At 67.4% G+C, this 22,070-nt stretch carries 15 protein-coding genes and 3 pseudogenes; 10 read left to right on the top strand and 8 right to left on the bottom strand.

Annotation, left to right across the window (positions count from 1 at the left end):
* The first annotated feature begins 413 nt into the window (after positions 1 to 413).
* The 5 genes and pseudogenes from ACFWZH_RS30935 (at position 414) to ACFWZH_RS30915 (ending at position 4,820) form a co-directional block, all read left to right on the top strand.
* Entirely contained in the window at positions 414 to 1,937 is a 1,524-nt protein-coding gene (locus tag ACFWZH_RS30935; RefSeq protein WP_384438624.1) for a Mu transposase C-terminal domain-containing protein, read from the top strand.
* Positions 1,912 to 2,703 carry an AAA family ATPase gene (locus tag ACFWZH_RS30930; RefSeq protein ID WP_384438588.1) on the top strand — a complete coding sequence of 264 codons (792 nt, stop codon included), beginning with the start codon at positions 1,912 to 1,914 and terminating at the stop codon, positions 2,701 to 2,703. Before ACFWZH_RS30935 ends, ACFWZH_RS30930 begins: the two co-directional genes overlap by 26 nt.
* Positions 2,703 to 3,746, top strand: a complete 1,044-nt coding sequence (locus ACFWZH_RS30925) for a hypothetical protein (RefSeq protein WP_384438585.1) — start codon at positions 2,703 to 2,705, stop codon at positions 3,744 to 3,746. The genes ACFWZH_RS30930 and ACFWZH_RS30925 overlap by 1 nt, the downstream gene beginning before the upstream one ends.
* Positions 3,747 to 4,311: 565 nt before the next feature.
* Positions 4,312 to 4,710, top strand: a pseudogene (gene tpg, locus ACFWZH_RS30920) (telomere-protecting terminal protein Tpg); the annotation flags it as partial.
* Positions 4,650 to 4,820 (top strand): hypothetical protein, encoded by a 171-nt coding sequence (locus ACFWZH_RS30915; protein ID WP_384438582.1) that lies wholly within the window; start codon positions 4,650 to 4,652, stop codon positions 4,818 to 4,820. The pseudogene tpg (ACFWZH_RS30920) and the gene ACFWZH_RS30915, both read left to right, overlap by 61 nt.
* Before the next feature lie 884 nt (positions 4,821 to 5,704).
* On the opposite strand, the gene ACFWZH_RS30910 is transcribed toward ACFWZH_RS30915, so the two are convergent.
* The gene (locus ACFWZH_RS30910) at positions 5,705 to 6,700 is read right to left on the bottom strand and encodes an AAA family ATPase (protein WP_384438579.1); all 996 of its coding nucleotides are present in this window, start codon (positions 6,698 to 6,700) and stop codon (positions 5,705 to 5,707) included.
* 229 nt (positions 6,701 to 6,929) lie between these two features.
* Between ACFWZH_RS30910 and ACFWZH_RS30905 the strand changes: the two genes are divergently transcribed.
* Positions 6,930 to 7,754, top strand: a complete 825-nt coding sequence (locus ACFWZH_RS30905; protein ID WP_384438576.1) for a transposase — start codon at positions 6,930 to 6,932, stop codon at positions 7,752 to 7,754.
* Between the two features lie 60 nt (positions 7,755 to 7,814).
* On the opposite strand, the gene ACFWZH_RS30900 is transcribed toward ACFWZH_RS30905, so the two are convergent.
* On the bottom strand, positions 7,815 to 9,149 hold the full coding sequence (locus tag ACFWZH_RS30900; protein WP_384438573.1) for an extracellular solute-binding protein: 1,335 nt from the start codon (positions 9,147 to 9,149) through the stop codon (positions 7,815 to 7,817).
* Positions 9,150 to 9,494: 345 nt separating this feature from the next.
* On the opposite strand from ACFWZH_RS30900, the pseudogene ACFWZH_RS30895 reads away from it, so the two are divergent.
* Positions 9,495 to 9,669: pseudogene (locus ACFWZH_RS30895) on the top strand (alkaline phosphatase D family protein); the annotation flags it as partial.
* On the opposite strand, the gene ACFWZH_RS30890 reads toward ACFWZH_RS30895, so the two are convergent.
* From ACFWZH_RS30890 to ACFWZH_RS30865, 6 genes and pseudogenes are all read right to left on the bottom strand, one after another.
* Entirely contained in the window at positions 9,594 to 10,139 is a 546-nt protein-coding gene (locus ACFWZH_RS30890; RefSeq protein ID WP_384438621.1) for a Mu transposase C-terminal domain-containing protein, read from the bottom strand. The pseudogene ACFWZH_RS30895 and the gene ACFWZH_RS30890 overlap by 76 nt on opposite strands.
* Before the next feature lie 579 nt (positions 10,140 to 10,718).
* Positions 10,719 to 11,612, bottom strand: coding sequence for a DUF3472 domain-containing protein (locus ACFWZH_RS30885; RefSeq protein WP_384438570.1), 894 nt, complete (start codon positions 11,610 to 11,612; stop codon positions 10,719 to 10,721).
* Between the two features lie 532 nt (positions 11,613 to 12,144).
* Positions 12,145 to 12,369, bottom strand: a pseudogene (locus tag ACFWZH_RS30880) (IS630 family transposase); the annotation flags it as partial.
* Positions 12,370 to 12,532: 163 nt separating this feature from the next.
* On the bottom strand, positions 12,533 to 13,093 hold the full coding sequence (gene tpg / locus ACFWZH_RS30875) for a telomere-protecting terminal protein Tpg (protein WP_384438567.1): 561 nt from the start codon (positions 13,091 to 13,093) through the stop codon (positions 12,533 to 12,535).
* Positions 13,094 to 13,102: 9 nt separating this feature from the next.
* Positions 13,103 to 15,262 carry a telomere-associated protein Tap gene (tap, locus tag ACFWZH_RS30870; protein ID WP_384438564.1) on the bottom strand — a complete coding sequence of 720 codons (2,160 nt, stop codon included), beginning with the start codon at positions 15,260 to 15,262 and terminating at the stop codon, positions 13,103 to 13,105.
* A 553-nt stretch (positions 15,263 to 15,815) separates the two neighbouring features.
* Positions 15,816 to 17,141, bottom strand: a complete 1,326-nt coding sequence (locus ACFWZH_RS30865; RefSeq protein WP_384438618.1) for an IS701 family transposase — start codon at positions 17,139 to 17,141, stop codon at positions 15,816 to 15,818.
* A 1,218-nt stretch (positions 17,142 to 18,359) separates the two neighbouring features.
* Between ACFWZH_RS30865 and ACFWZH_RS30860 the strand changes: the two genes are divergently transcribed.
* The 3 genes from ACFWZH_RS30860 (at position 18,360) to ACFWZH_RS30850 (ending at position 21,948) form a co-directional block, all read left to right on the top strand.
* Positions 18,360 to 19,787, top strand: coding sequence for a family 2B encapsulin nanocompartment shell protein (locus ACFWZH_RS30860; protein ID WP_384438561.1), 1,428 nt, complete (start codon positions 18,360 to 18,362; stop codon positions 19,785 to 19,787).
* 252 nt (positions 19,788 to 20,039) lie between these two features.
* Positions 20,040 to 21,062, top strand: coding sequence for a family 2 encapsulin nanocompartment cargo protein terpene cyclase (locus ACFWZH_RS30855; protein WP_384438615.1), 1,023 nt, complete (start codon positions 20,040 to 20,042; stop codon positions 21,060 to 21,062).
* 16 nt (positions 21,063 to 21,078) lie between these two features.
* Positions 21,079 to 21,948 carry a geranyl diphosphate 2-C-methyltransferase gene (locus ACFWZH_RS30850; protein WP_384438558.1) on the top strand — a complete coding sequence of 290 codons (870 nt, stop codon included), beginning with the start codon at positions 21,079 to 21,081 and terminating at the stop codon, positions 21,946 to 21,948.
* Positions 21,949 to 22,070 lie beyond the last annotated feature (122 nt).

Genomic DNA, 22,070 nt, shown 5'->3' with positions numbered 1-22,070 from the left:
CGGGCACGGGCGTCGGCTGCCTCGCGACGGGGGTTGCCGATCGCCTCCCGCAGGGGCTCTATGTGGTCGCGGCCAGGGCGGAGGAACGCCGAGTGGGCCTGGCCGGCACGGTGGCCAAGGCCGCGGTTCAGCCCGGAGTGCACCCGGGAGCTCTACGACGCCTGCGGAAGGCCGTCCAGCAGATCGCCAGCCCCGTACGCGGACACGGCTGTACCGGATGACGATGGTGCTGTCAGTCGTATGCCGATTCCGGTCAGTTGGGTGCCGAAGGGCTGGGATACCTGGGAGCAGGACGGCAGGCCGTGCGGTCCAGTACTCGGCGGAGGGGGCCGCACATGTCGGGAAGCCATGGCGAGGATCCCGGAGACGCTCCGATGGCCGTGTTCCCGCTGGCGTCGGGGCGTGCGGCGGCGATGCCCCGGTTGCTGGACCTCGACAAGCGTGGAGAGCTGACGACCGCGCATGTGCGCCTGGTGGCACAGGCGTTGGGGAAGTCGGAGCGGACGGTGTGGCGGTGGCTGGCCGCTGCCCGGGAGGATCACCGCCTCGCCCGGGTGGAGTCGTCCCATTTCACGGTCACCACGGAGGTCCGGCGGCTGCTGGCGCTGTGGGGCGGGAACGCCTCACGGGTCCACGCCGAGCTGGTGCAGCGGGCGGCCGAGGATCCGGACGCGACCGCGGTGCCGTCGCTCTCCACGTTGCACCGGGCGATCCGCCGGGACCTGACCCGCGGGGAACGTGCCGGTCTCAAGAGCGGGGAAGCGGCGCGGCGCGCGCACGACGTGTTCGGGCAGCGGCCGGCCACCCACCGCAACGCCGTGTGGGAGGGCGATCACAAGCACGTGCCCGTCGAGGTGGACGTGGAGGGTGAGCTGGCCAGGCCGTGGGTGACCTGGTTTATCGACTGCGCCACCAAGGCGATCACCGGGGTCGCGGTCACCGCGCACGCTCCGAGCCGCGACGCGGTGCTGGCGTCCTTGCGCATCGCGATCACCCGCACCGAGCCGTTCGGTCCGGTGGGCGGGCTGCCCGGTCAGATCCGGGTCGACCGCGGCAAGGAGTTCCTGTGCCGGGCGGTCACCGCGGCGATGGGCGCGCTCGCCGTTCCCGTGACCGACCTGCCCGCCTACACCCCTCACTTGAAGGGCACGATCGAGGCGCTGAACGACGCGGTGGAGGAGATGTTCCTCGTCTCTCTCCCCCGCTACACCGGCCGGCAGAAGCTCACCGGCGGTCGGCTCGCCGACCCCGGCGCCCCGCCCCTGACGTATGAGGCGTTCGTGGGGCTGCTGCTGGACTGGGTGACTTGGTGGAACACTCGCCATCGCCCGTCCGCGCTGAATGGGAAAACCCCCCTCCAGGCGTGGCAGGCCGACGCGACGCCGCTCACGGATGTGTCCCCAGGGCAGTTGGCGACGTTCGCCTTGGAGGACGACGGGCGTACGTACACCATCAGCACCAGCGGGGTGCGGTGGCACCGCCGCGATTACCTCGCCCCGTGGATGAACGGCCGGACCGGCACCAAGGTCTCGGTACGGCACCTGCCCCATCACGACGACACCATCGAAGTCTTCGACGCCGCGACCGGCCACCACCTCGGATCGGCGTTCCTGGCCGCTGCGGCGAGCCGGGAACAGATCCGTTCCGTCCAGGCCGCCCGGACCGCGGCCGCCCGCCGGCTCAAAGCCGATCTGAAGGCCGCGGAGAAACTGCGCCGCCAGCGCTTCGAAGCCTCCACCACGGCTGCCCCGCCCATGCCTCTCACCTCCCCGACCTCCGCGCAGGCCGAAGAGGAACTGGGCGCAGCAGCACAGACGGACCGCCGTGCGCTGGCCCGTCCCGATCTCGTTCCGCACGGCCCCGCGCCCGATACCTGGGCCCGCCCGAGGCCCCCGCGCACACCTACTCCTGATGAGGACCAAGCTGATGATCGCTGATCTGGACTACGGGCTGCTGCCCGACGAGAGCGAAGACCACTTCCTGGGCTTGGAGCAGGCCCAGTTGGTCGGCACCGACACGCTGCTGACCACGCGGGACAACATCGAGGCCGTCATCGAGGCGAAAGCCATGATGTGCGTCTACGGGCCGGCCGGATCCGGCAAAACGATGTCGGTGAACTCAGCACTGCGGCATCTCGCCCCGGACATCACCCATCGCCTGGAGCTGCGGGCCGGTCCGACTCCCCGGGACATCCGCCACGGTCTCTTCCAGGCGCTGGGGCTGCCGGGTGAGCCGCCGACCCGCCCGATCGAGTTCGACACCCTCCTCAAGGAGGCGCTCGCCGAGGAGTTCCGGGTCCTGGTCTGTGACGAGGCGCAGTGGATGAAGAAGACCGGGTTCGAGTTCTGGCGCCATCTGTGGGACGACAAACGCACCAACATCGCGGTGATCTTCGCCGGGGGTGACGGCTGCTACAAGGTCCTGCGCCGTGAGCCGATGCTGGCCTCCCGGATCTTCATCTGGCAGGAGTTCACCCGGATGTCCAAGGACGAAGTGAGGGAGACGATTCCCGCCTTCCACCCCGTCTGGGCGGACGTGGACACCGCGTTGATCGACGCGATCGACAAGCAGGCCGCCCACGGCAGCTTCCGCAACTGGGCCAACATCACCACCCACATCCTCGCCGGCATGAAGAAACTGAATCTCAAACAGGTCGACGAAGACCTCGTGCGCTGGGTCTACAGCAAGATCGGCGGCATGTAGTGACAGCCGGCGGTCCACCACCAGTCACCGTCATCCACGACAAGGACGACCACCCCGCCTGGACGGCCGCCGCGCATGCCGCACACGAACCCGCCCTGGGACGTCTGACCGTCGACCCCAGCCCCGCCAACGGAGCGCCCGCCGCCCTCGCCCACGACCTCCTCTATGCCCTGGGCAAACGACTCCCCCAAGGCGGAGAAAAGTACGGGACGTGGGCCGATTCCCAGCGCCCCGCTTGGGATGCCGTCGCCACCTGGGTGCTCACCCATCGCATTGGGCACCTCATCGTCTGCCGCACCGACCGCCTCACACACGCCCGCCAGAGACAACTACTCGCCCTGCGGGAACGGTGCGGTATACGCCTCACCCTCCTGTGGCACCGGCAGGTCACCCCTGCCCTGAGAACGCTCCTCGAAGAAACCCCACACCGCCTCATCGACATCCTCCCCCACGCCCGTATCGCCCTAGACCGGACGGAACACTCACCGACCGGTACCCCAAGCGCCGGACAGCAGCGGCCCACCGAACCTGCTTCTCATCGCCGGGACGGCGGGCAGTGGATCACCTCCCCGGCACCGTCGGACGGCGTGGTGACAAACCGCCCGAAACGCGCCCGGTGCCAGGGCGCACCCGAACTCGCCCCCACGACGCCCGGCGCACAGCCCGAGCGAGGACATGACCGCATACCGGCAAACGGCCTCGCCGCCCGGCTGACCACGGTGGCACACCCCCTGCACGCCACAGCCCTGACCATCCACGCGGTCACCGGGGCAGACATCAACCAGCTCGCGCTCATCCGCGGCATCGACATCAACGAAACAGTGACCACCGTCAAAATCCACGACAGCACAGCCCACCGCCGATGCCGGATCTACCCACTCCCCACCTGGACACACCGCCTCGCACGCGCCGCCGGCATTCACGGACAGCTCAAGGACCGCGCCCCGGACAGCCCGCTATTCCCCCTCATCACAGTCCAGGACGGCGAACAACTCCGCCTCACCGCAACAGGAATCCACTACACACTCGGTCCCCATCGGTAGAAAGCGACGATGCCCGCCCGGCCTCAACCTTCGGCACCCAATCCCCTGCTACCACAGCCCTGACCAGCGACAACACACCCCGCGCCATACCGACCGGCAACCAACTGACCAGCATCATCACCAAAAACGACAGAGCCAGATCGGCATCCATGACAGCAGTCGAGCCACCCAGGACAACTCACTGAACAGCAGAGAGCCCACCACTTACCCACTGACATCACAACACCGAACCACCACTGACAAAAACCTGCAGATCATCAGCCAGGTCTCCTTCCGGCGGAGCTCTCCCGCCTCGCCCTGGGGCTCGGACCAGGGGGACAGCACCGGGATGCCCGCGGCGTCTGTTCTCCGCTCCGTCGGCTTATCGCTGATGCTCGCCCAGGGGCTCGTAGCCTGCGTCAGCCAGCGCTGTCTGGAGAATGCCGAAACTGGCAGGCAGGGGCAGGCGACGTGGGAGAACTGACGCGACGGACTGCAGGTGTCGGCCTGGTCGGCTGGCCGCTTCGAGAGGCGGACGTGGGACAGATAGAGCAGGGTTTGGAGCGCGCATTGGCGCACCCGGCCCGTTCCCTCAAGCACCGAGGCCCGCCTGCGTTTCCTGCTGGCAGCGTATCGGGGTTCCACCCGGCAGGTGGCCGCCGTGCTGGGGCTTTCGCAGCGCACCGTGCAGCGGTGGATGACGAAGAAGCCAGGAGCGCGTCGTCCCCCGGGTCCGGCGCAGGTTCGGGCGATCGAGGAAGCAGTCCTGGCTCGGTGGCAGCCCCGGGTACGGGCCCGTCGGCGTGCCCGGGCTGAGGCGGAGGGCTTCGTCTTCCATACCAGGGCGCGGTTCGGGTTTGCTGCTGCGGCAGGTTCCTCGGACGATCCGCGGGTGCGGTGGATCACCCAGATCTGCCGGGAGAGGTGGCTCGGGAGCTGTTCGCCGCCCGGGATGCCGGCGCGGGCGAGCAGCAGCAGACGGTGATCCTCGCCCGCGCGCTCGGGCACGCCCACTTCCGCGAATGGGACCGCCGGGCCCACGGCCTGCACATCGCCTTCAGAGACGCCGAGTTCGCCGACTTCTCGATCGGCTGAGCCTGCCCCTTGAGCGACCGCAACAGGGTGTTCAGCGTCGCGAGGGCCTGACGCGACTGCACGGCACCGCTTCGTACTGCTCGGCTTCCTGCCGCTCGCACCAGTCCCACTCCACACGGCCGACCGGGCCTTTGCGGCGGGCGGCTGGGGCGGGCGCAGCCTGGCCGTCTCCGCCACGCGCAGCAGGTGCGCACGGTCACCTGGCGCGGCAAGCAGCTCCTGGTCCTCGCCGGAGACGAGACGGGTGAAGCAGACAGCGGCCCGCAGGAAGACGCTGGCCCAGGGCGGTACGGGGTGGGCGGCGCAGCCGTCGGTGTAGCGGGTGCGGTCGTGCAGGGCGAGCGTGGCCGCGGCATCGTCGTAGTCGCGAGGGCGTGCGGTGGCGAGTTGCTGGAGGGAGGCGCCGGTGAACAGTGCGGCGGCGATGGCCGCGGCCAGGCGAGGATGTGCGGTCGCTGTGTGGAGGCGGTGGGCGACTCGCTGGGCGGTGGGCGCAGTGAGAGGCACGGGCGGTGGGCGGTGCCGCCAGGCGATCGAGGGCGGGGTGCACGGGTCGGTGCAGGGGCGGGGGCTGTCGTAGGAGATGAGGCGTTCCAGTGCGGGCAGGGTGAGCCACCGACCGGCCGGCCCGGCGGGCTCGTCCGCAGGCGGGGGTTCGGTGACCGGCGTGCCGTAGTAGTGGCGGCGGGCTGCCTCGAAGTCGGCGGTGACGGAGTAGTCGACCGTCCGCAGGACCTGGTGCAAGGCGGCGGGAAAGTGCGGGCGGTGGCAGACCAAGGTCAGGTGGATACCGGTGACGGCACTCAGCTGCAGAAGGCGCATCGTGCGGCGGGCGGTGAGTCGGTGGGCACGCAGGACAGTCAGCCGTGTGACGGGCAGGGCGGTCATCCAGGCGGCAGCGGCTTCCCATGCGGGCTGACGGCCGGCCGGGAAGCGGCCCGGGAGCAGGGGCGGTTTTCCCAGGCGGCGAGAAGGTCGTGGGCGAGGCCGGTCCCGCTGGTGGTACCCGGGCCGGGATGCAGAGTGACCCGGCCGAACGACGGGTGGTGGGCAGCCAGGGCGGTGTGGGTGTGGAGCGCGTCGTCATGGCGGTCGATGACCACAGCGATAGGCCGGGGCGCAGCGAGAGGCATGGGCGTGGCGGTGTGGTGGTCAGGCGAGCGGCTGAAGGCCCAGCGCAGCAGCTCCTGGTCCACGCGGGGACGGCCGGTGCGGGTGTGGGCGGTCAGCTGGGCCGAGGCGCGGAAGTTGCCGTGCGCGGCGTGGCTGTCGGCGAAGGTGATGTCCTCGGGGTCGGCGTCAACCCAGAGCGGGTGGAACAGCGGGATGACGTCGAGGACCTCGCTGGGGGTGAGGCGGGTGAAGTGCTGCCAGATGAAGATCCGGGAGGAGAGCATCGGTTCGCGGCGCAGCACGGTGTGGCAGCCCTCACCGCCGACGAAGGTGATCGCGAGCTGGGTGGAAGGCTCGTCCCACAAGTAGCGGAAGTACTCGAACGCCTCCCCGCTGAGCCACTGGGCCTCGTCCACCAGGAAGGTGCGAGGGCGTTCAGCCAGAGCGGTTTTCAGCAGACGGTCGAACTCGCTGGGGTGGCGCGGCGGTTCCCCGGCCAGGTCGAGCGCGGTGAACAGTTCGTAGCGCACCGCGCGGGCGGTGGGCCGAGCCCGGAAGGTGATCTTGCGGACGTCCTCGCCGGGTTCAAGTTCGCGCAGGCAGGTATTGACGGCGAGGGTCTTGCCGAAGCCAGCGCCGCCGTGAATGCACATCATGGCGCGGGCGGCGACAGTGTCGCCGATGTTCTCCCGGGCGGTGAGCAAAGCGCGGGTCGTGACCACAGGGGCGTCGGGCAGGTCGACGTACTGGTAGGTGGCCGCAGTCACGAGGCGTCTCCGTCTTCAGCGTTCTGTGCGGTCAGGTCAGGCGCGACGTCGGAGACAGGTTCGGCCGGGACGGGAGCAGGCTGGCCGGGCGCGGTCCGTGTGGCGAGGGAGGGCGGAGTGCGCCAGTCGGCCGGGGGCGCGGCGGGCGGAATGAGGTCCGGCAACGCCAGCTTCGACAGGCTGGTACCGGCACTCCGGGCGAGCTCGGCCTCGGCCTGCACACCGGTCAGTGCGCCGCGGTGAAGATCCCCGACGAGCGCGCGTTCGCCACCAAGGGGACCTCGCGAAGACCATCATCAAGCGAGCCCTGGCTTCGCCGCTTCCCATCGCCTGGGTGACCGCGGACTCGGCCTACGGCCAGGAGTGGCGGTTGCGCCGCATGCTGGAGGAAGCCGGCGTCGACTATGTCCTGGCCGTGCCGAAGTCCCAGCACGTGCACGCCATCAGCCGCATCGACTTCGCCTTCGCTCAGGCGCCCGACGACGCCTGGGAACGCCACTCCTGCGGAGCCGGCGCGAAAGGGCCGCGGATCTACGGCTGGGCCGCTGCCCGGCTGCCCGCGATCGACGACTTCGACGGCGACCAGCCCACCCACGACCGGTGGGTACTGGCCCGCCGCAGGCTGGCCCGCCCGAACGAGATCGCGTACTACCTCGCCTACGCACCAGCTCGCACGACGGTCACCGAACTGGTGCGGATCGCCGGGACGCGCTGGGCGATCGAGGAGGCGGTCCAGGCCGCGAAGAACGAGTGCGGCCTGGACCAGTACGAAGTCCGCCGGATCCCGCGCCATCCGAAGCCACCTGCGGCGCCGGGGAATCCGTTCCGTCATTCCACAGCCGTCCGATCAGATCGGCCACCGCCTACGGCGAGGCCGCCACGGCGGCCGCCCGCCGGGCTTCGACGCCGAGGTCTACAGGCATCGACGCCGAGCAGTGCATCAACCGCCTCAAGCAGCAGAAATGCCTATCGGGCAAACACATCGGCTTCCGCATCGCACGCAAGGGCATCGGCTCCAGTGGCTCGGCCGCCGACGGTGGGTCATCGAAACTAGACTGACCGTAGCCTCTGCTGCTACAAACGCATCCATCAGCTGACCATGCAGGACATGCTCTTACTGGCGGGCGAGTTCATGGTCGAGTCGCGTGGTGAGGGTGCTCAGTGCCGCGTCCACCGAGGCGCGGCCGGTCCAGACGTCTTCGATGGCCTTGCGCAACATCGTCTTGGCGCGCTGGGCGTGCGGGCCGTTCGACTCGGGGACTGCGTAGCGCAGCGCGTCCAGGAACGGCAGGAGGTTCGGGTCGGCGCTCAGGCCTTCGCGCCCCAACAGCGCCCGCACATCCGCGGCCCGGCTGGTCATCGAACCGGCCTCCATCTGCAATGCGCTCATCCTGGACACCGCCACCCGCCGCTCCGCACCGCCTCTTGCCCCAGCCGTCAAAACCGGCTCCGCGTTTAGCCAGCGCAGGAACTCCCAGGCCTCACGCGGATGTCTGCTGCGCGCGTTCACGCCCAGCAGGAATCCGTTGAGGAGCGTGCCGCGGTCATCGCGGACCCGGCCAGGTATGGGCGCCACCCCGACGTCGCGGTAGTCCGCGCCCATCTCGTCCTTCAGCCTCGCCCTCCACCAGCCTGCATAGATCACCATCGCCACCTGCCCGGCCGGAAACGCCCTCGTCAGCGAGGTACTGGCGGTCGCGGCGCCGCGGACGATGAGCCGACGCTGCAGGCCGAGCACGTCCCGTCCGGCCACCGAGCCGATGGCGGACCGTCGGCCGTCAGGGCTGAGGAAAGCGCCGCCGCGCGCCGCCAGCAGCGCCAGCGCCTGATCCGCTGCCGCCAATTGGCTGCCCCACGACAGCCCCAACCCCTGCACCAGCGGGTTGCCATACCGGTCCTGCCTCGCGGTGCGGTACGCCGCGTCCTCCAGCTCCCGCCAGGTGCGCGGCGGCTGATCGATGCCGGCTTCCCGCAGCAGCCGCCGGTTGTAGTAGAGGGCGTAGGTCTGCACCTCCGTCGGATAGCCGTAGACCGTGCCGTCGGCCGATGCCGCCGCCACCGCAGCGGGAGAGAAGTCCCGGCGGATCAGCCGCGCAGCCTCCCGCGGCGCCGGACGCAGCACACCGGCCCGCACCAGCTGCCCAGTCCACAGGCCATACGGGTGGATGATGTCGGCGAGCTGGCCCGCGGCCTGCCGCACCATGAACGTCGTCAGCAGATAGGCGAAGGGCACGGCAGCAGTGCGCACCTGGACACGCCGATGGGTGGCGTTCCAAGCATCGACGGAGGCCTGCAGCGCCGACTTAACGGGCTCGCCCGTGTAGTGCGTCAACATGGTCAACATCACCTGCCCGCCCGAGCGGTCGCCAGGCGGCGTGCATCCCGCGGCGGCCAGCACAGCGGCGCCGAGCGCGCCCGCTGCCCCGGCCGTGACCGTACGCCGCTTCATCGCCTCTCCTCTCACTCCAGCACTGCAAAAGGTCCACTCCGTCACAGATCCGTTGGTCGGTTGGCTTCACCGACAACCCGTGACAGCAGTTGTTGACGACTGCGGGAGTCGCCGGTCCCACAGGGTTGTCGATGCCGACGGGTTCGGGGAGTACTTGCGCCGACGGCGGTCTGCCGCCGAGGAAGCGGGGGCGACCACGCTCCCGCCCCCATAGCCAGCGCCTTCGCCAGCGCATGCGACGGGAGGAGTCGGCCCGGCGCCGGTCATTGCCAGCGACCCACGACGGCTACTTCACGGCCTACCGGCACTTGGCGCAGGAGGACCTCGACGTGGTCTTCCAACCTCCCGCCCGCCGAGATCCTCGTCCGCCGGGCCGCCGCCTACCGCGCGTACTGGGAGAACCAGCCGCTGCGCCGCGCGGCCCAACGGACCCGACGCCCGGCTCTACCGGCGCCTGCAGTTCGGCCAGCTCGCCCAGTTCGACATCCTCGACACCCGCCAGTACCGCTCCGCACGGGCTGTGCGCAGGGCCCCGAGTTGTTCGGGGGTGGCCGCGTCCGCAAGGTGCGCAGGCCCGAGATACTTGCCGCTCGCGTCACAGATGTCGATCTCGTGATCGTGGTGCGGCATATAGCGCACTGTGACGCTACCGCCAGCCTGGCCGGTCATCCATGGGGGCGATGTAGTGCGCCCGCGCCACCGCACGCCGTGGCTGGTCAGCTTCCGCGGGCGGCCATCGTCCTCAAGGGTGAACGTCCACAGGTCGGCGGCGGGGACGTCCGTGACGGGAGTCGGGTCGGCCTGCCATGCCTCAAGCGGAGTCCGGCCCCGCAACGGCGCGGGGCGGTGCTCGGTGTTCCACCACAGCGTCCAGGCCAGCAGGCGGGCGGTGAAGTCCTCGACGCCGAGCAGCACCTCGTCCTTCGGCCGGGAGGGGCGTTTGCCGGGGCGCGGCTGGCGGGCGTAGCCGGGCAGCGCGGCCAGGAACATGCTCTCCACCGCCCGGTTCAGGCCCTCCACGGTGCCCTTGAGGTGAGGGGTGTAGGCGGGCAGGTCCTCCACCATCACGTCCAGCAGATCGAACGCGGCGGTCACCGTCCGGGACAGGAAGTCCTTGCCGCGGTCGACACGCACCTTCTCGGGCAGGCCGCCGAACGGGCCGTAAGGGTCCTCGCGCAAGACCGCGGAGCGCAGCGCGGCCAGTACCGACTCCCGCGACGGACGCACCGGCGTCACCGCGACACCGGTGATCGCGTTTGTCGCGCATCGGTGAACCAGGTGACCCACGGCCTGCGGGGCTTGCCATCGACCTCGACCAGCACCGGCGCCTGGACGTGATCGGTCTCCCACACCTGACTGCGCCAGCCCCGCGGCCGGGCCAGAAACACATCATGCTTACGAGCCGCCCCCTCACCACCGGCGAGCCCGGCCCGCTCCCCCGGCGACAAATCCCGCTGGACCGCCCGGTGCAGCATCGTCAGCGACGGAGGAGGCACCCCTCCCCCCCCTGGCCGCGCGAGCGGTAGCGGAATTGGGGTAACCCAGCCCTGGTCGCGGCGATTGATGTGGTCACGGTGATGGGCGGCGAGCCTGTTGTGCGTTCTTGTTCACGGTGAGAGTGCAGCTCTGTTCCGGGGTGCAGACGGCCTCGGCTATAGACTTACATTCACCGTAGGTACTTGGAGAGCTTTTAAGCGGTTTGACGGCACCATCATTCGCAGTCGGCTGATCGTAGACCGCGACAGCCGATGGCACATCCTCGCAGTTCTCCGGCTGCTCGTCCCCTTGAGCAAAGTTCTCCACCCACTCCGAAAGGGTATTAAGTCCTCCAAAGTCTTGCGGGAGTTCGATGGTAGCCACACTAGACGTCTCCCCACTTTCGGTGTCGGTTATCGACGCCCGCCATCCCTTGGAGTCAACCTTAGCCACTTTAATATTGTACTTCACCCCCTCCTTCCAAGGATAGTCGATCCAGCACTGCACCCCGCTACCTTCATGGCTGAAATTAGAACAATTCGCTTCGGGAGCAGCATCACGCCATCCCGATGCCTCCCAGATGGAGAAATTGAGAGCCTTTTCATCAGCACTCTTTCGCTGCAGTCCGACGTAGCCGCCATCCCCTCCATTGGAATAGCTCCACTCGTGCGCCCAGTAGGTGTGCCCATTGTAGCCGGGATCCTTTGTGACGGTGGTGGACATTTCAAAATCATTGTAGCCCTCCGCCGATTCCGGCCACTCCCGATAAATGATCGCCATGCCGCCCGCCACTATCGCGCTACGTAACCCTGCAGGAATTTGCGCGCTCCGCCCTTCTCCCGTCGCCCCTCTCTCCACTGAAACCCTTCCAGCCGCTATCACAGAAGGCGACATCGACAGACCGCCGAACAACAAACCACCGACAGCCAATACCCCAACTGCCGCACGAGTAACAAATCTCAGACTTTTACCCTTGCATAAAATCATGACCATTTCTCCATTTCGACGAAAAGGCCCAATCGACGGATGCTCTGTCAAGTAAACAGATCCGATACGTAATCGGAGGTAGCACTCCGTGGCGACGAGGGTGATCCCGACCCGGGTAAATTGGGTGACCCAGGCCCCTAGTATTCGTACGGCGCCGACCTGTTCCTCGGCTGCCTGGCCGTGCCCGCAAGACCGAGATAGCGGCCGGTAACCACGTGGTAGCCCCCCTGCCGTATCACCACCCCCGCCCAACCAGCCGTTCCACCAAAGGTTTGGCGGATCTTTGCGCGGCTTATGCGATGACTTGATCGATGCACACACCCAGCACATTAGCCTTATCTTTGCATTTACAGGTCCCCCGGACAACCCTGCATCGAAGCAATTCCATATTGGGAACCAGGCATCCTGGGATTAATTGAACTCGACATCATTGATAGCGACATAGAGCACACCCTTTGACACACTTTCTTCCGCTCTATGTCCAGCGCCCACCAGGCCGTCGACAAGGTGGCGCGGCTCGTGCATCATCCTCCTAGTGTCCTGAGTCGGGAATTCGGTTCAGATATCCGGCGAGGCCTTCGAGGACCTCGTCTGCGGTTAGTCCAGGTGAAGAGCTTGGGGTCTTCGTTCCAGGTCTTGATCCAGTTGCGGATGTCCTTCTCCAGAGCCTGGACGTTCTTGTGAACCCCTCGCCTTATATGTTTGTCGGTCAGCAGGGCGAACCACGCTCGACCTGGTTGAGCCAGGAGCTGCTGGTTCGGGAGGTGCTGGCGCTTCCGCCGGCACGGCTGCCCCTGACCCGGCGCCGTGGTAAGCCACTACGGTGACGGCGCAGCGCCGACGTCCTCGTGACGCTGTACGGCCCGCACACGTGGACTCAGCCACCCGCTTCGGCAGACGTCACAGACACTCAAAAAGCACTAGCCAAAGTCGAACTCCGCGTAATCGATGTCGGTGAACTCCACCGTCAGCCCGTCAGCCCGGCGGCCGCGGTCCTTGAAGTAGATCTCCTGCAGACCTTCGGCGGCGATGTCCTGCAGCTGCTGCTCGGTGGCGCCCGCGGATTGGGCGTCGAAGAGCCGCGCGGCGTACGGCGGGGGCAGGTGCTGGGTGATCAGCCGAATCCGCCCGTCATCGGTGGTGCCGGGAGCAGCGGTGAAACCGAAGCGCGCCCTGGTCTCGATGGTGATCCCGGTGCGCTGGGCCGCGCGCTGCTGGGCCTGTTGCCGCACCCTTGGCTGCCACCGCTTGCGAACTTCACGCTCTATGCGGGCGGCGAGTTCGCGGCGGGGTCGGCGGATCTGGTCTTTGACATACCGCTCCACCGTGCGCTGAGAGACACCCAGCAGTTGCGCCACTGCCCTGGTGGAGCCCTTGAGCTGCTTGACCAGGTAGCGCATCTGCGCGCCTGCGCTCTTGGGGATCGGGCGGGTGGCGGTGGCCTCCGCAGCCTTTTCCAGGCTGTCGCCGATGATGCCCACGTCGGTCCCCTACTCTCCGTCGAGCATGGCGTCGGTGCCCTTGATGTGCCGGGCGGGGTTGATCTGCTGGTCCTCGATCATCGAGGCGAGCCACAGGAAGTCCTGGGTACCTTCGTGCTTGACCATGCCGGGCGAGACGCCGAGCCGGAACCCGCCGGGCAGGGGCTTGCCCTCGGGGGTGCGGGGCAGGAAGTCGAGCGGCGACGGGCCATGGGACAGGTAGACGGCACAGTCGGACAGGATCGCGACGGGGAAGTGGCCTGCGGCGGCGAGCTTGGTCATCTTGCGGTGCATGTTGGTGCGGGCCTTGCCGATCAGCTCGGCGCGGATGTGGGGGCTCCACGTCGGCCGCTCCAGCGCCGGCCAGCGCTCACCGAACTTGTGCTTGACGCTCTGGGGGCGTTCGCGCAGCTTGCCGATGCCGCCCTTGACGGTGGACTTGATGGCCGACAACACCGCGGCCTGGCCCGGGTCGACGTCCTTATGGCCGGCCATCGCGGCGAGGAAGTCTTCGTCGGTCATGCCGGTGATGACGCCGAGATCAGCCATGGTCGCCATGTAGGCGTCGCGCAGGTGGGTGTACCAGGGGTCGAGGTAGGCGCCGTGCTCGCGGCGGACGTAGGCCTCGGTCGGGCGGGCCTGGGCGCCGAGTTCGACGGCGTAGGCGACGGTCGAGGTCGAATACCAGGCGGGCCCGGTGGGGCGGGTGCCCTTCGGTGTGAACGGGGAGGGCAGCCGTGGGTCGAGGTCGAGGTGGGAGAGGTCGACCAGCCAGGAGCCGGGAAGCTTCGGGTCGAAGGCCGGATGTTGGACGTGGGTGGCGGGGCCGGTGCCGACGTTGAGGCGGTTGGCGGCCGCGGCGAACGCCATGTTGACGTCGATGCCGACCGCGTGGGTGTAGCCCTGGGTGCACTCCTGATCGGTCAGGGGCCGGAACCAGTCGTACGCCTCTTCGTCCAGGACCTCGGCCGGGGTGCGCTCGTGAAAGCGGGGGTAGAGGGCGGCTGCCACCGGGTGTTCCATTGGTGCCTCCGGCGGCGCCGGGTCCACCGCCTCGGTCAGCGAGCCTGGCACCGGCCCGGACACCCAGGCGCCGGTGGCCTCGTCCTTGACCGCGCGGGTCGGCGGGCGCAGCGCGGTCATCAGCTCCAGCCCGCACACGGCGGTCGAGCCGCGCGGGGTGATGACCCGGGTCGCGTACGAGCCCAGAACCTGGGCGAGTTCGGCCGGCGGCAGCTGGTCGGCGCTCCCCCAGGATCGGTTGTCGAGCGCACCCCAGGGCAACACCGCGAGCTGCACGCACCGGCGCCGGCCTCCTTCGGCCGGGCGGTAGATACGCGCCCAAGGACCAAAGCCGCGACGAGTCAGCTGCCACTTCGTGCGGGTGAGCTGCTTGATGACCTTGTGGTCCTCCGCCAGCCGCAGGCCCCGCCGGTCCTCCAAGTCCGCTGGCAAGCCGAGCCGTTCGGCTGCCGCCGTGGTCAGCACGATCAGCGGGTCGGAGTCCTTACCGCTGCGGTGCAGGCGGGGCGCGCCTAGCTTCGCCTCGGACAGCGTCCAGTCCACGAGCGCCGGAAGGGTCTTGGCCGGGCAGTCCAGGACCAGGCCGCCGACGCAGTATGCCGACACCTGCCCGTCCTCGTAGTCCACGACCGCCAGCGGGCCGTTCTCGAACCGCGCGTCGGTGCCGGCCGGGCCGGTCGGCTTCGTCGCCGCCTTCCGCACGGCCGGCCGCCGCGACGTCGACGACGGCTTGGCGGCACGCGCCGGACGCGATGCGGCCGCCGGGGCGGCGCTCGGCTCAGCGTTCCTTTCTGCGGTCACGGCCGCTGCCTCGCGCACTGAGAGGGACGGAGTTCGCGCCTCTGCTCGGGCGGGCGCGCCAGAGTCCGGCAGCTGCGCAGCATCGGCGTCGGCGGGCTTGGGATACTTCTCCGCCCACCCGTCCAGCAGCCGTTGGTACGCCTGGCGGCGCGGCGGCCGCGGCTCCGAGCGGCCGGCCTCCCAGTTCTTCACCGTCTGCGTCGACGTCCGCAGCGCCTCTGCGAGCCGGGCCTGAGAGACACGGGCCGCTTCGCGCAGCCGCGTCCGCTCTGCCGGGGGCGGCATCTCCGGCTCACCCTCCAGCAGTGCGTCCACCGCCGCGAACAGCTCATCTTCGGTCGGCACGCCTCACCTCCATCCCAAACACTACCGCAACTTACCCATGAATTTGCCCATGAGTTTGCAGTTGAGTTTTATGATCGCGTTGCTGTGATCAGAAGGAGGGGAGGTGTGGTGACCAAGCTGGACGTCGGCTCAGTCGTGCTGCCCGAACAGGAGAGCCGCGACGTGTTGCACCAGGTGATCCTTCCGGCGAGCCACCGAAAGCGCTGTGCGCCAGGCCCGGCCAGTCGTCGTCATTGTCGGAGGCCAGCCGGGTGCCGGCGCGTTGCGCACCGCGGCGGTCCATCTCTCCGCCGCCGACCGGGAGCTTCCCTCACCGTCCGCAGCCGTGATCAGCCCAAGCGAATCGTGCTCCACCTGACCGAACCGGTCACGCCCGTCCCTCCCTTCAGCGCCGCACAGGACGCCTTGCAGCGGTGGACCTGCCCGAACCGCGCGGGTGAGCTCCCGTCGCGGGAGCAGACAGACGACGTCAACTCCCCCTAGTACTCCAGTTGCACTTTGCTATTGCCGCTGGTCAAAGGCTTGTTTTCGAGTGTAGTGAGCTGACTGGTCGTCATGTTGCGGGAGTTCGTGATGCCGGGTACGGCGTTGGTAGTGACAGCGTTTGGCGGTGGCCTGGTGGCTGCGCCGGAAGCGGGACCATCTCAGGGCGTGCTGTGTGCGTGGCGGTGACCTGTTCCATGGCGGCAAGCTGCCATGAGCTTGCGGATCTCCGCCAGGCTGAGCGGGACGGGGAAAGATCCGTTTCTGCGGCCCCCCTTTCAGCAGTGCTGGCGGCGGCCATGGCGGCGAGGAAGGCGTGGGCGAGCATCGCGAGGGTGATGTGCCGGTACCAGCCCGGGTAGCGCCGGACTTCGCACTGGTCGAGGCCGCATTCGTTCTTCGCGCTCTGGAAGCTGCACTCGATTGCCCAGCGGCTGCCGGCGACGGTGACCAGTTGGTTCACGGTGGTCCCCGTGACCGCGTATGCCAGGTAGTAGGCGATCTCGTCCGGGCAGGCGATGCTGCGGCGGGCCAGTACCCACCTGCGGTGCGAGGGCCCGTCACCCTCGAAGGACGTGACGGCCGGCAGCATCGCGGCCGTCCAGTCGTAGACGCGTGGGCCCTTGGCGCCGTCGCCGCAGGAGAGCCGTTCCCAGGAGTCGTCAGGTGCGTCGGAGATGAGCTGGTCGATGCGCCAGCACCCGGCCAGGGACTTGACCTGCTGCGACTTCGGCACGGCGACGACGTAGCCGACTCCGGCTTCCTCGAGCATTCGGCGGAAATGCCAGTCCTGGCCGTAGAGCGCATCCGCGGTCACCCACGCGATGGGCAGCGGTGAGGCCAGTGCCCGGGTGACCAGGCGTCGGGCGAGCTCGGGCTTGGTGGCGAACGCCAGGCCGTCGGGCACCCCTGCCGCCCGGCACCGTTGCCGGTCGGACGTCCAGGACTTCGGCAGGTACAGCTGCCGGTCGACCAGGGTCCGGCCCCGCCTCGAGGCATAGGCCGCGAACACAGCGACCTGGCAGTTCTCCGTACGTCCCGCCGTGCCCGAGTACTGCCGCTGCACGCCGGCCGAAGTGGTGCCCTTCTTGAGGAAGCCTGTCTCGTCGACGATCAGGACACCGTCGGGCTCCCCGAGTCGTTCGGCCACATATTCCTGCAGGTCGTCACGGACCTCGTCCGGATCCCACCGGGCCCGGTTCAGTAGGTGCTGCAGACCGGCCGGCACGTCATGGCCGACGTACTCAGCCAGCTGCCAGCCATTCTTCCGGCCGACAGGACCGAGCAGCCCACGCACGTAGTCCCGCATCCGCCGCCGCAGATCGACCCGGCCGAACCGGTGACCGATCCGCAGCAGCACCTCCTCCAGCTCCGAAGCCCAGACATCGGGCCGCACATCATCTTGCGCGATCAGCACAACAGCGATCACATGCCGCCGGTCACGAACTCCCGCAACATGACGACCAGTCAGCTCACTACACTCGAAAACAAGCCTTTGACCAGCGGCAATAGCAAAGTGCAACTGGAGTACTAGCCGACCCTGGCCTCCCTGGGCTGGTTCGGCGTGGATTGCGTCCCAGCGGGGCCGGTGTTCACCTTCCTTGTCGCGAAATGCTCAGCGGAGGACAGCCCCGCCGTCTCTGCCTCCTCGATTACATGTTGATCCAAACGGGTTATCGATCGAAGAAGAGCTTTCGCGTGATCCCGGCGATGGGTGATGATTGGAGGGTGCCAGAAACGGCTACAGGCCGTTACTTACAGATTCTCCGGTCAACGCCGACACCTTGCATTGAGTCGGCGCGACCTTCTCACATTTGAAACCATCTAGAAGGAGACAGATGTGCGCTAGATTTTCTACTGAATTAATAAAATGTATTTTTTCGATGGCCCCGTGGCCCTGGGGCACAACTACCACGGAATGACTTTTTAATCCTATCGACCGCCGTGTTGCAACGGTATTGAGAACTGTTGCGATTATTCTCGCCTACTCATCTTCAGGCCAGGGTGCTCGGGGGTAGCCCTAGCCGAAGCTTCGCCGCCACAAGGCTCCAACAGCAACCACTCGCTCACGACGCATGCGCTACGACATCGAGGTCCACGCACGACTCGCGACCGACCAGCGCCCGGGGTAGCGACCTCCAGCGTCATCGAGATCGAATAGACACACTGCAGCGCAGCCTTCGGGCTCTCGCTGCGACCAGACAAGCCAAGGAACGACCAGTGCGGGAGGACGCAGTGTCGTCTCGCATCTAGCGGTCGAGCTTCCCTTGCGGCCTGTTGCCACTTCGCTGTCTTCTTCCGAACGGCTCACGTCGTCGCGTCAATGCCCTCCGTGAACCTTCTGCTCCCGCCCGTCATCAGAGTGCTGATAGATCAGCGCGGCTTGGCTTCTCTGAAGACTGTCGGTGCAGGCCATCGCGCCCTAAGCGTGGCGCCGGGCTATGGGACAGGGTGCGTTCGGTGTGTGCGGTTTGAGTGGCAGGGCGCCTGTCGCACCTACACGTCGCTACGCCTTAGCTACGCGTACGGAAAGTGATCACGCCTGGCCTCTTGGCTGAAGCCTGCCATGTTACAGCCGGGCCGATCGTCTCACTGTATTTCAGAGAGGTAGTCGATGACTGTCGAGACCTGCCCGTCAAAGGCCGTGAAGGCAAAGGAACAAGCACAGGGAAAGGAGCAGCTCAGTCTCAGCACAGCTGCGGCACGGAACCTTGCGACCACCACCAAGTCCGAACCTCAAATGCAAGGAATCAGCTCTCGGTGGCTGCTGCGGAAGCTGCCGTGGGTCAACGTCCCTGGCGGTGCGTATCGGGTGAACCGACGTCTGTCGTTCACGGTCGGGGACGGAAAAGTGACCTTCGACAAGAGCGGGTCCAAGGTTCGCGTCATCCCCGCGGAGCTTGCCGAACTGCCTTTGCTGCGCGGGTTCGGCGACCCCACGGCGCTGGGTGCGCTGGCCGACAAGTTCGTCCAGAAGGAATACGACCCCGGTGAAATCATCGTGCAGCAGGGCCGGAAAGCCGATCACGTCTTCCTGGTCGCGCACGGCAAGGTGGAACAGGTCAAACCCGCGAAGTACGAAGGCGAGGTCATAGTGGGCCGGCTGTCCGACGGCGACAGCTTCGGTGGCAACGTGCTCGCGGGGGCAAACGACAAGTGGGAATTCACGGCCCGTGCGGTGACCGCGACGACGGTACTGGTGCTGCCGCAAAGAGCGTATAGGGCGGTCGCTGACCAGTACGAGGCTCTACGGTCGCACGTGCAGCAGCTCAGCGCCAACACTCAGAAGCAGACGAACAAGGCCGGTGAGGCCGAGATCGAGTTCCTCTCCAGCCACGACGGTGAACCGACCCTGCCGACCGCCTTCGTGGACTACGAGCTCAACCCGCGCGAATACGAGTTGAGCGTAGCGCAGACCGTTCTGAAGGTGCATACCCGGGTCGCCGACCTCTACAACCAACCGATGAACCAGACGCAACAGCAGTTGCGGCTGACCATCGAGGCATTGCGTGAGCGTCAGGAGATGGAATTGCTAACCAATCCAGACTTTGGGCTGCTCCACAACACCGACTTCAACCAGCGCATCCCGGCTCACTCCGGCCCGCCCACCCCAGACGACCTCGACGACCTGATCAGCATGCGCCGCGGAACCAAGTACATGTTCGCCCACCCACGCACCATCGCCGCCTTCGGCAAGGAGTGCAACAAGCGGGGCATCTACTTTGGCAGCGTCGACGTCGACGGCCACCACATTCCCGCCTGGCGGGGTGTGCCGATCCTGCCATGCGGCAAGATCCCGATCTCTGAACACCACACCTCGTCGATCATCGCTATGCGCACCGGCGAGGACAACGAGGGCGTCATCGGCCTGCACCAGACAGGTCTGCCCGACGAGGTCGAGCCCGGACTCAACGCGCGGTTCATGGGAATCGACGAGAAGGCCATGATCTCCTACCTCGTCAGCGCCTACTACTCCGCTGCCGTGCTCGTCCCGGACGCGATCGGCCTGCTTGAGAACGTCGAAGTACGCCCGCGTGACTGAGCACCCGGGTCCGGCGAGTGAAGAAGGGCCAAGACCGTGTCGTTACTGTCCTTGGAGTTCGCCGCCCCAGCCGCCCATGAGGTGGCGGACCTGCTGGGCGCCTTACTCTCCGATCCGGCACATGCCGGGAAACGAGATCCGTTCACCGCGTCGGCGGAGCCGTCGGCCGAGTGGCCCGCATCGTCGGCGCAGGAAGTGGCGTGGCTTCCCGCTGGCCCGACCGGCTTGGGTACAGCAGCGGCAAGGGCCCTCATTCAGCCGCCCGAAGGCCACAGTCAGCCCGCACCCGCGGCCCCGCCCCGCGCTGGCGACCCGATTCCGGGTCTGTACTGCCCGCCAGCCGTACCGGCCGACCCGGCCAAGGTCGCCGAGGTGGACCGGCGACTCGAAGCCTGGGTCCGTGAGCTCACTCTGTTCCCCCCTGAATGGGCGGAGGACTTCGCCGGATTCCAGGTCGGCCGTGCGGTCGTCCTGCAACACCCGACGGCGGCCAACCTGGAGCGCCTCGTCGTCGCGGGCAAACTGCTGGTCGCGGAGAACGTCGTCGACGACTGCTACTGCGAGGACTACGGCGGGTCCCCCATCGGGCTGGGCAGTCGGCTCGCCATCGCGCAGAGCGCCTTGGACCCCCTGCACACTGCGAACGGCTACCAACAGCAGTGGCACCAGGGACTGGGAGCGGACGCTCCGCTGCGCTCCTACGCCGAGGCGATGCGAGCCTTCCGGGACGTCGCCACACCCAGTCAGGCCACCCGGTTCATCCACGACATGGCGCGCCTGCACCTGGGGTACCTCGCCGAGGGCGCCTGGGCACAGACCCGCACCACCCCGCCGGCGTGGCAATACCTGGTGATGCGGCAGTTCAACAGCTTCCGCCCCTGTCTGTCCCTCGTGGACGCCGTGGACGGCTACGAACTGCCCGAGCCGCTCTACTCCCGCCCCGAAGTCCAGCGCATCACCGCGCTGGCCTGCAACGCCACCACCCTCGTCAACGACCTGTACTCCTTCACCAAGGAAATGGCCAACGACGAGTACCACCTGAACCTCCCCGTGGTGATCGCCGCGGAGGAGCGCAGCGGCCTCAAGTACGCCTACCTGAAGGCCGTCGACATCCACAACGAGATCATGCACGCATTCGAGGACGAATCGGCCGCCCTCGCCGCCGAGGACCCGGTCCTGGCCCGTTACGCCACCGGGCTCGCCGCCTGGGTCGCCGGTAACCACGAATGGCATCACACCAACACCTACCGCTACTTCCTGCCCAACTACTGGTGAGAGAGAAGGAAACCGCATGAGCACCACAACCCACCGCGTCCGCACGGCATTAGCCCCCGCCAGCAACCCCTACCAGGAGTCAGTGGCTGACTACTGGAACCACGAGATGAACCCTGTCAATCTTCGGCTGGGCGACGTCGACGGCTTGTACCATCACCACTTCGGCATCGGCGATGTCGACTGGTCGGTTTTGCATGGCCCCGAGGACACCCGCGACAAGCGCATCATCGCCGAACTGCATCGCCTGGAGTGCGCCCAGGCCGACTTCCTCACAGACCACCTCGGCACCATCGCCCCCGACGACCGTCTCCTGGACTCCGGCTGCGGCCGCGGCGGCGGCAGCCTGGTCGCCAACAAGCGGTTCAACTGCCACGTCGACGGGGTCTCCATCTCCGAGACCCAGGTGGCCTTCGCCGCCTCGCAGGCCAAGAAGCGCGGCGTGAACGACAAGGTGCGCTTCCATCTCAAGGACATGCTCGAAACCGGCTTCGAGACCGGCCGGTTCCGCGGCATCTGGAACAACGAGTCCACGATGTACGTCGACCTGTCGACACTGTTCGCCGAATACGCCCGCCTCCTCACATGCGGTGGCCGTTACGTCACCATCACTGGCTGCTACAACGACACCTACGGACTGCCCTCCCGCGAGGTCTCGACAATCAACGCCCACTACATATGTGACATCCACCCCCGCTCCGCCTATTTCAAGGAGATGGCGAAAAACCGGCTCGCGCCGATCAACGTGGTGGACCTCACTGCGGCGACCATCCCGTACTGGGAACTGCGTGCCAAGTCCTCCCTGGCCACCGGTATCGAGGACACGTTCCTGACCGCATACAAGAACGGCAGCTTCCAGTACCTGCTGATCGCCGCCGACCGGATCTGACCCCGCCGATTGCTTGCGGGAAAGACCTCGGATACACCGATATAGATCCCGTACTCCGCTAATAGGTCCAGACAGACGGGGCGACCCGCTGAGTGATTCCACGCCAAGGGAGTGGTTTCCAG

Origin of the sequence: Streptomyces sp. NPDC059008 (assembly GCF_042749045.1) — a bacterium.
Taxonomy (GTDB): domain Bacteria; phylum Actinomycetota; class Actinomycetes; order Streptomycetales; family Streptomycetaceae; genus Streptomyces.
This window is presented reverse-complemented; position numbering and strand designations above follow the sequence as displayed.

What these genes read in the sequence shown, in the direction of transcription:
- ACFWZH_RS30900 (WP_384438573.1), bottom strand. Translation starts at nt 9,149, where the DNA reads ATGAAGCGGCGTACGGTCACGGCCGGGGCAGCGGGCGCGCTCGGCGCC.
- ACFWZH_RS30930 (WP_384438588.1), top strand. Translation starts at nt 1,912, where the DNA reads ATGAGGACCAAGCTGATGATCGCTGATCTGGACTACGGGCTGCTGCCC.
- ACFWZH_RS30885 (WP_384438570.1), bottom strand. Translation starts at nt 11,612, where the DNA reads ATGATTTTATGCAAGGGTAAAAGTCTGAGATTTGTTACTCGTGCGGCA.
- ACFWZH_RS30935 (WP_384438624.1), top strand. Translation starts at nt 414, where the DNA reads ATGCCCCGGTTGCTGGACCTCGACAAGCGTGGAGAGCTGACGACCGCG.
- ACFWZH_RS30890 (WP_384438621.1), bottom strand. Translation starts at nt 10,139, where the DNA reads ATGTTCCTGGCCGCGCTGCCCGGCTACGCCCGCCAGCCGCGCCCCGGC.
- ACFWZH_RS30860 (WP_384438561.1), top strand. Translation starts at nt 18,360, where the DNA reads ATGACTGTCGAGACCTGCCCGTCAAAGGCCGTGAAGGCAAAGGAACAA.
- ACFWZH_RS30850 (WP_384438558.1), top strand. Translation starts at nt 21,079, where the DNA reads ATGAGCACCACAACCCACCGCGTCCGCACGGCATTAGCCCCCGCCAGC.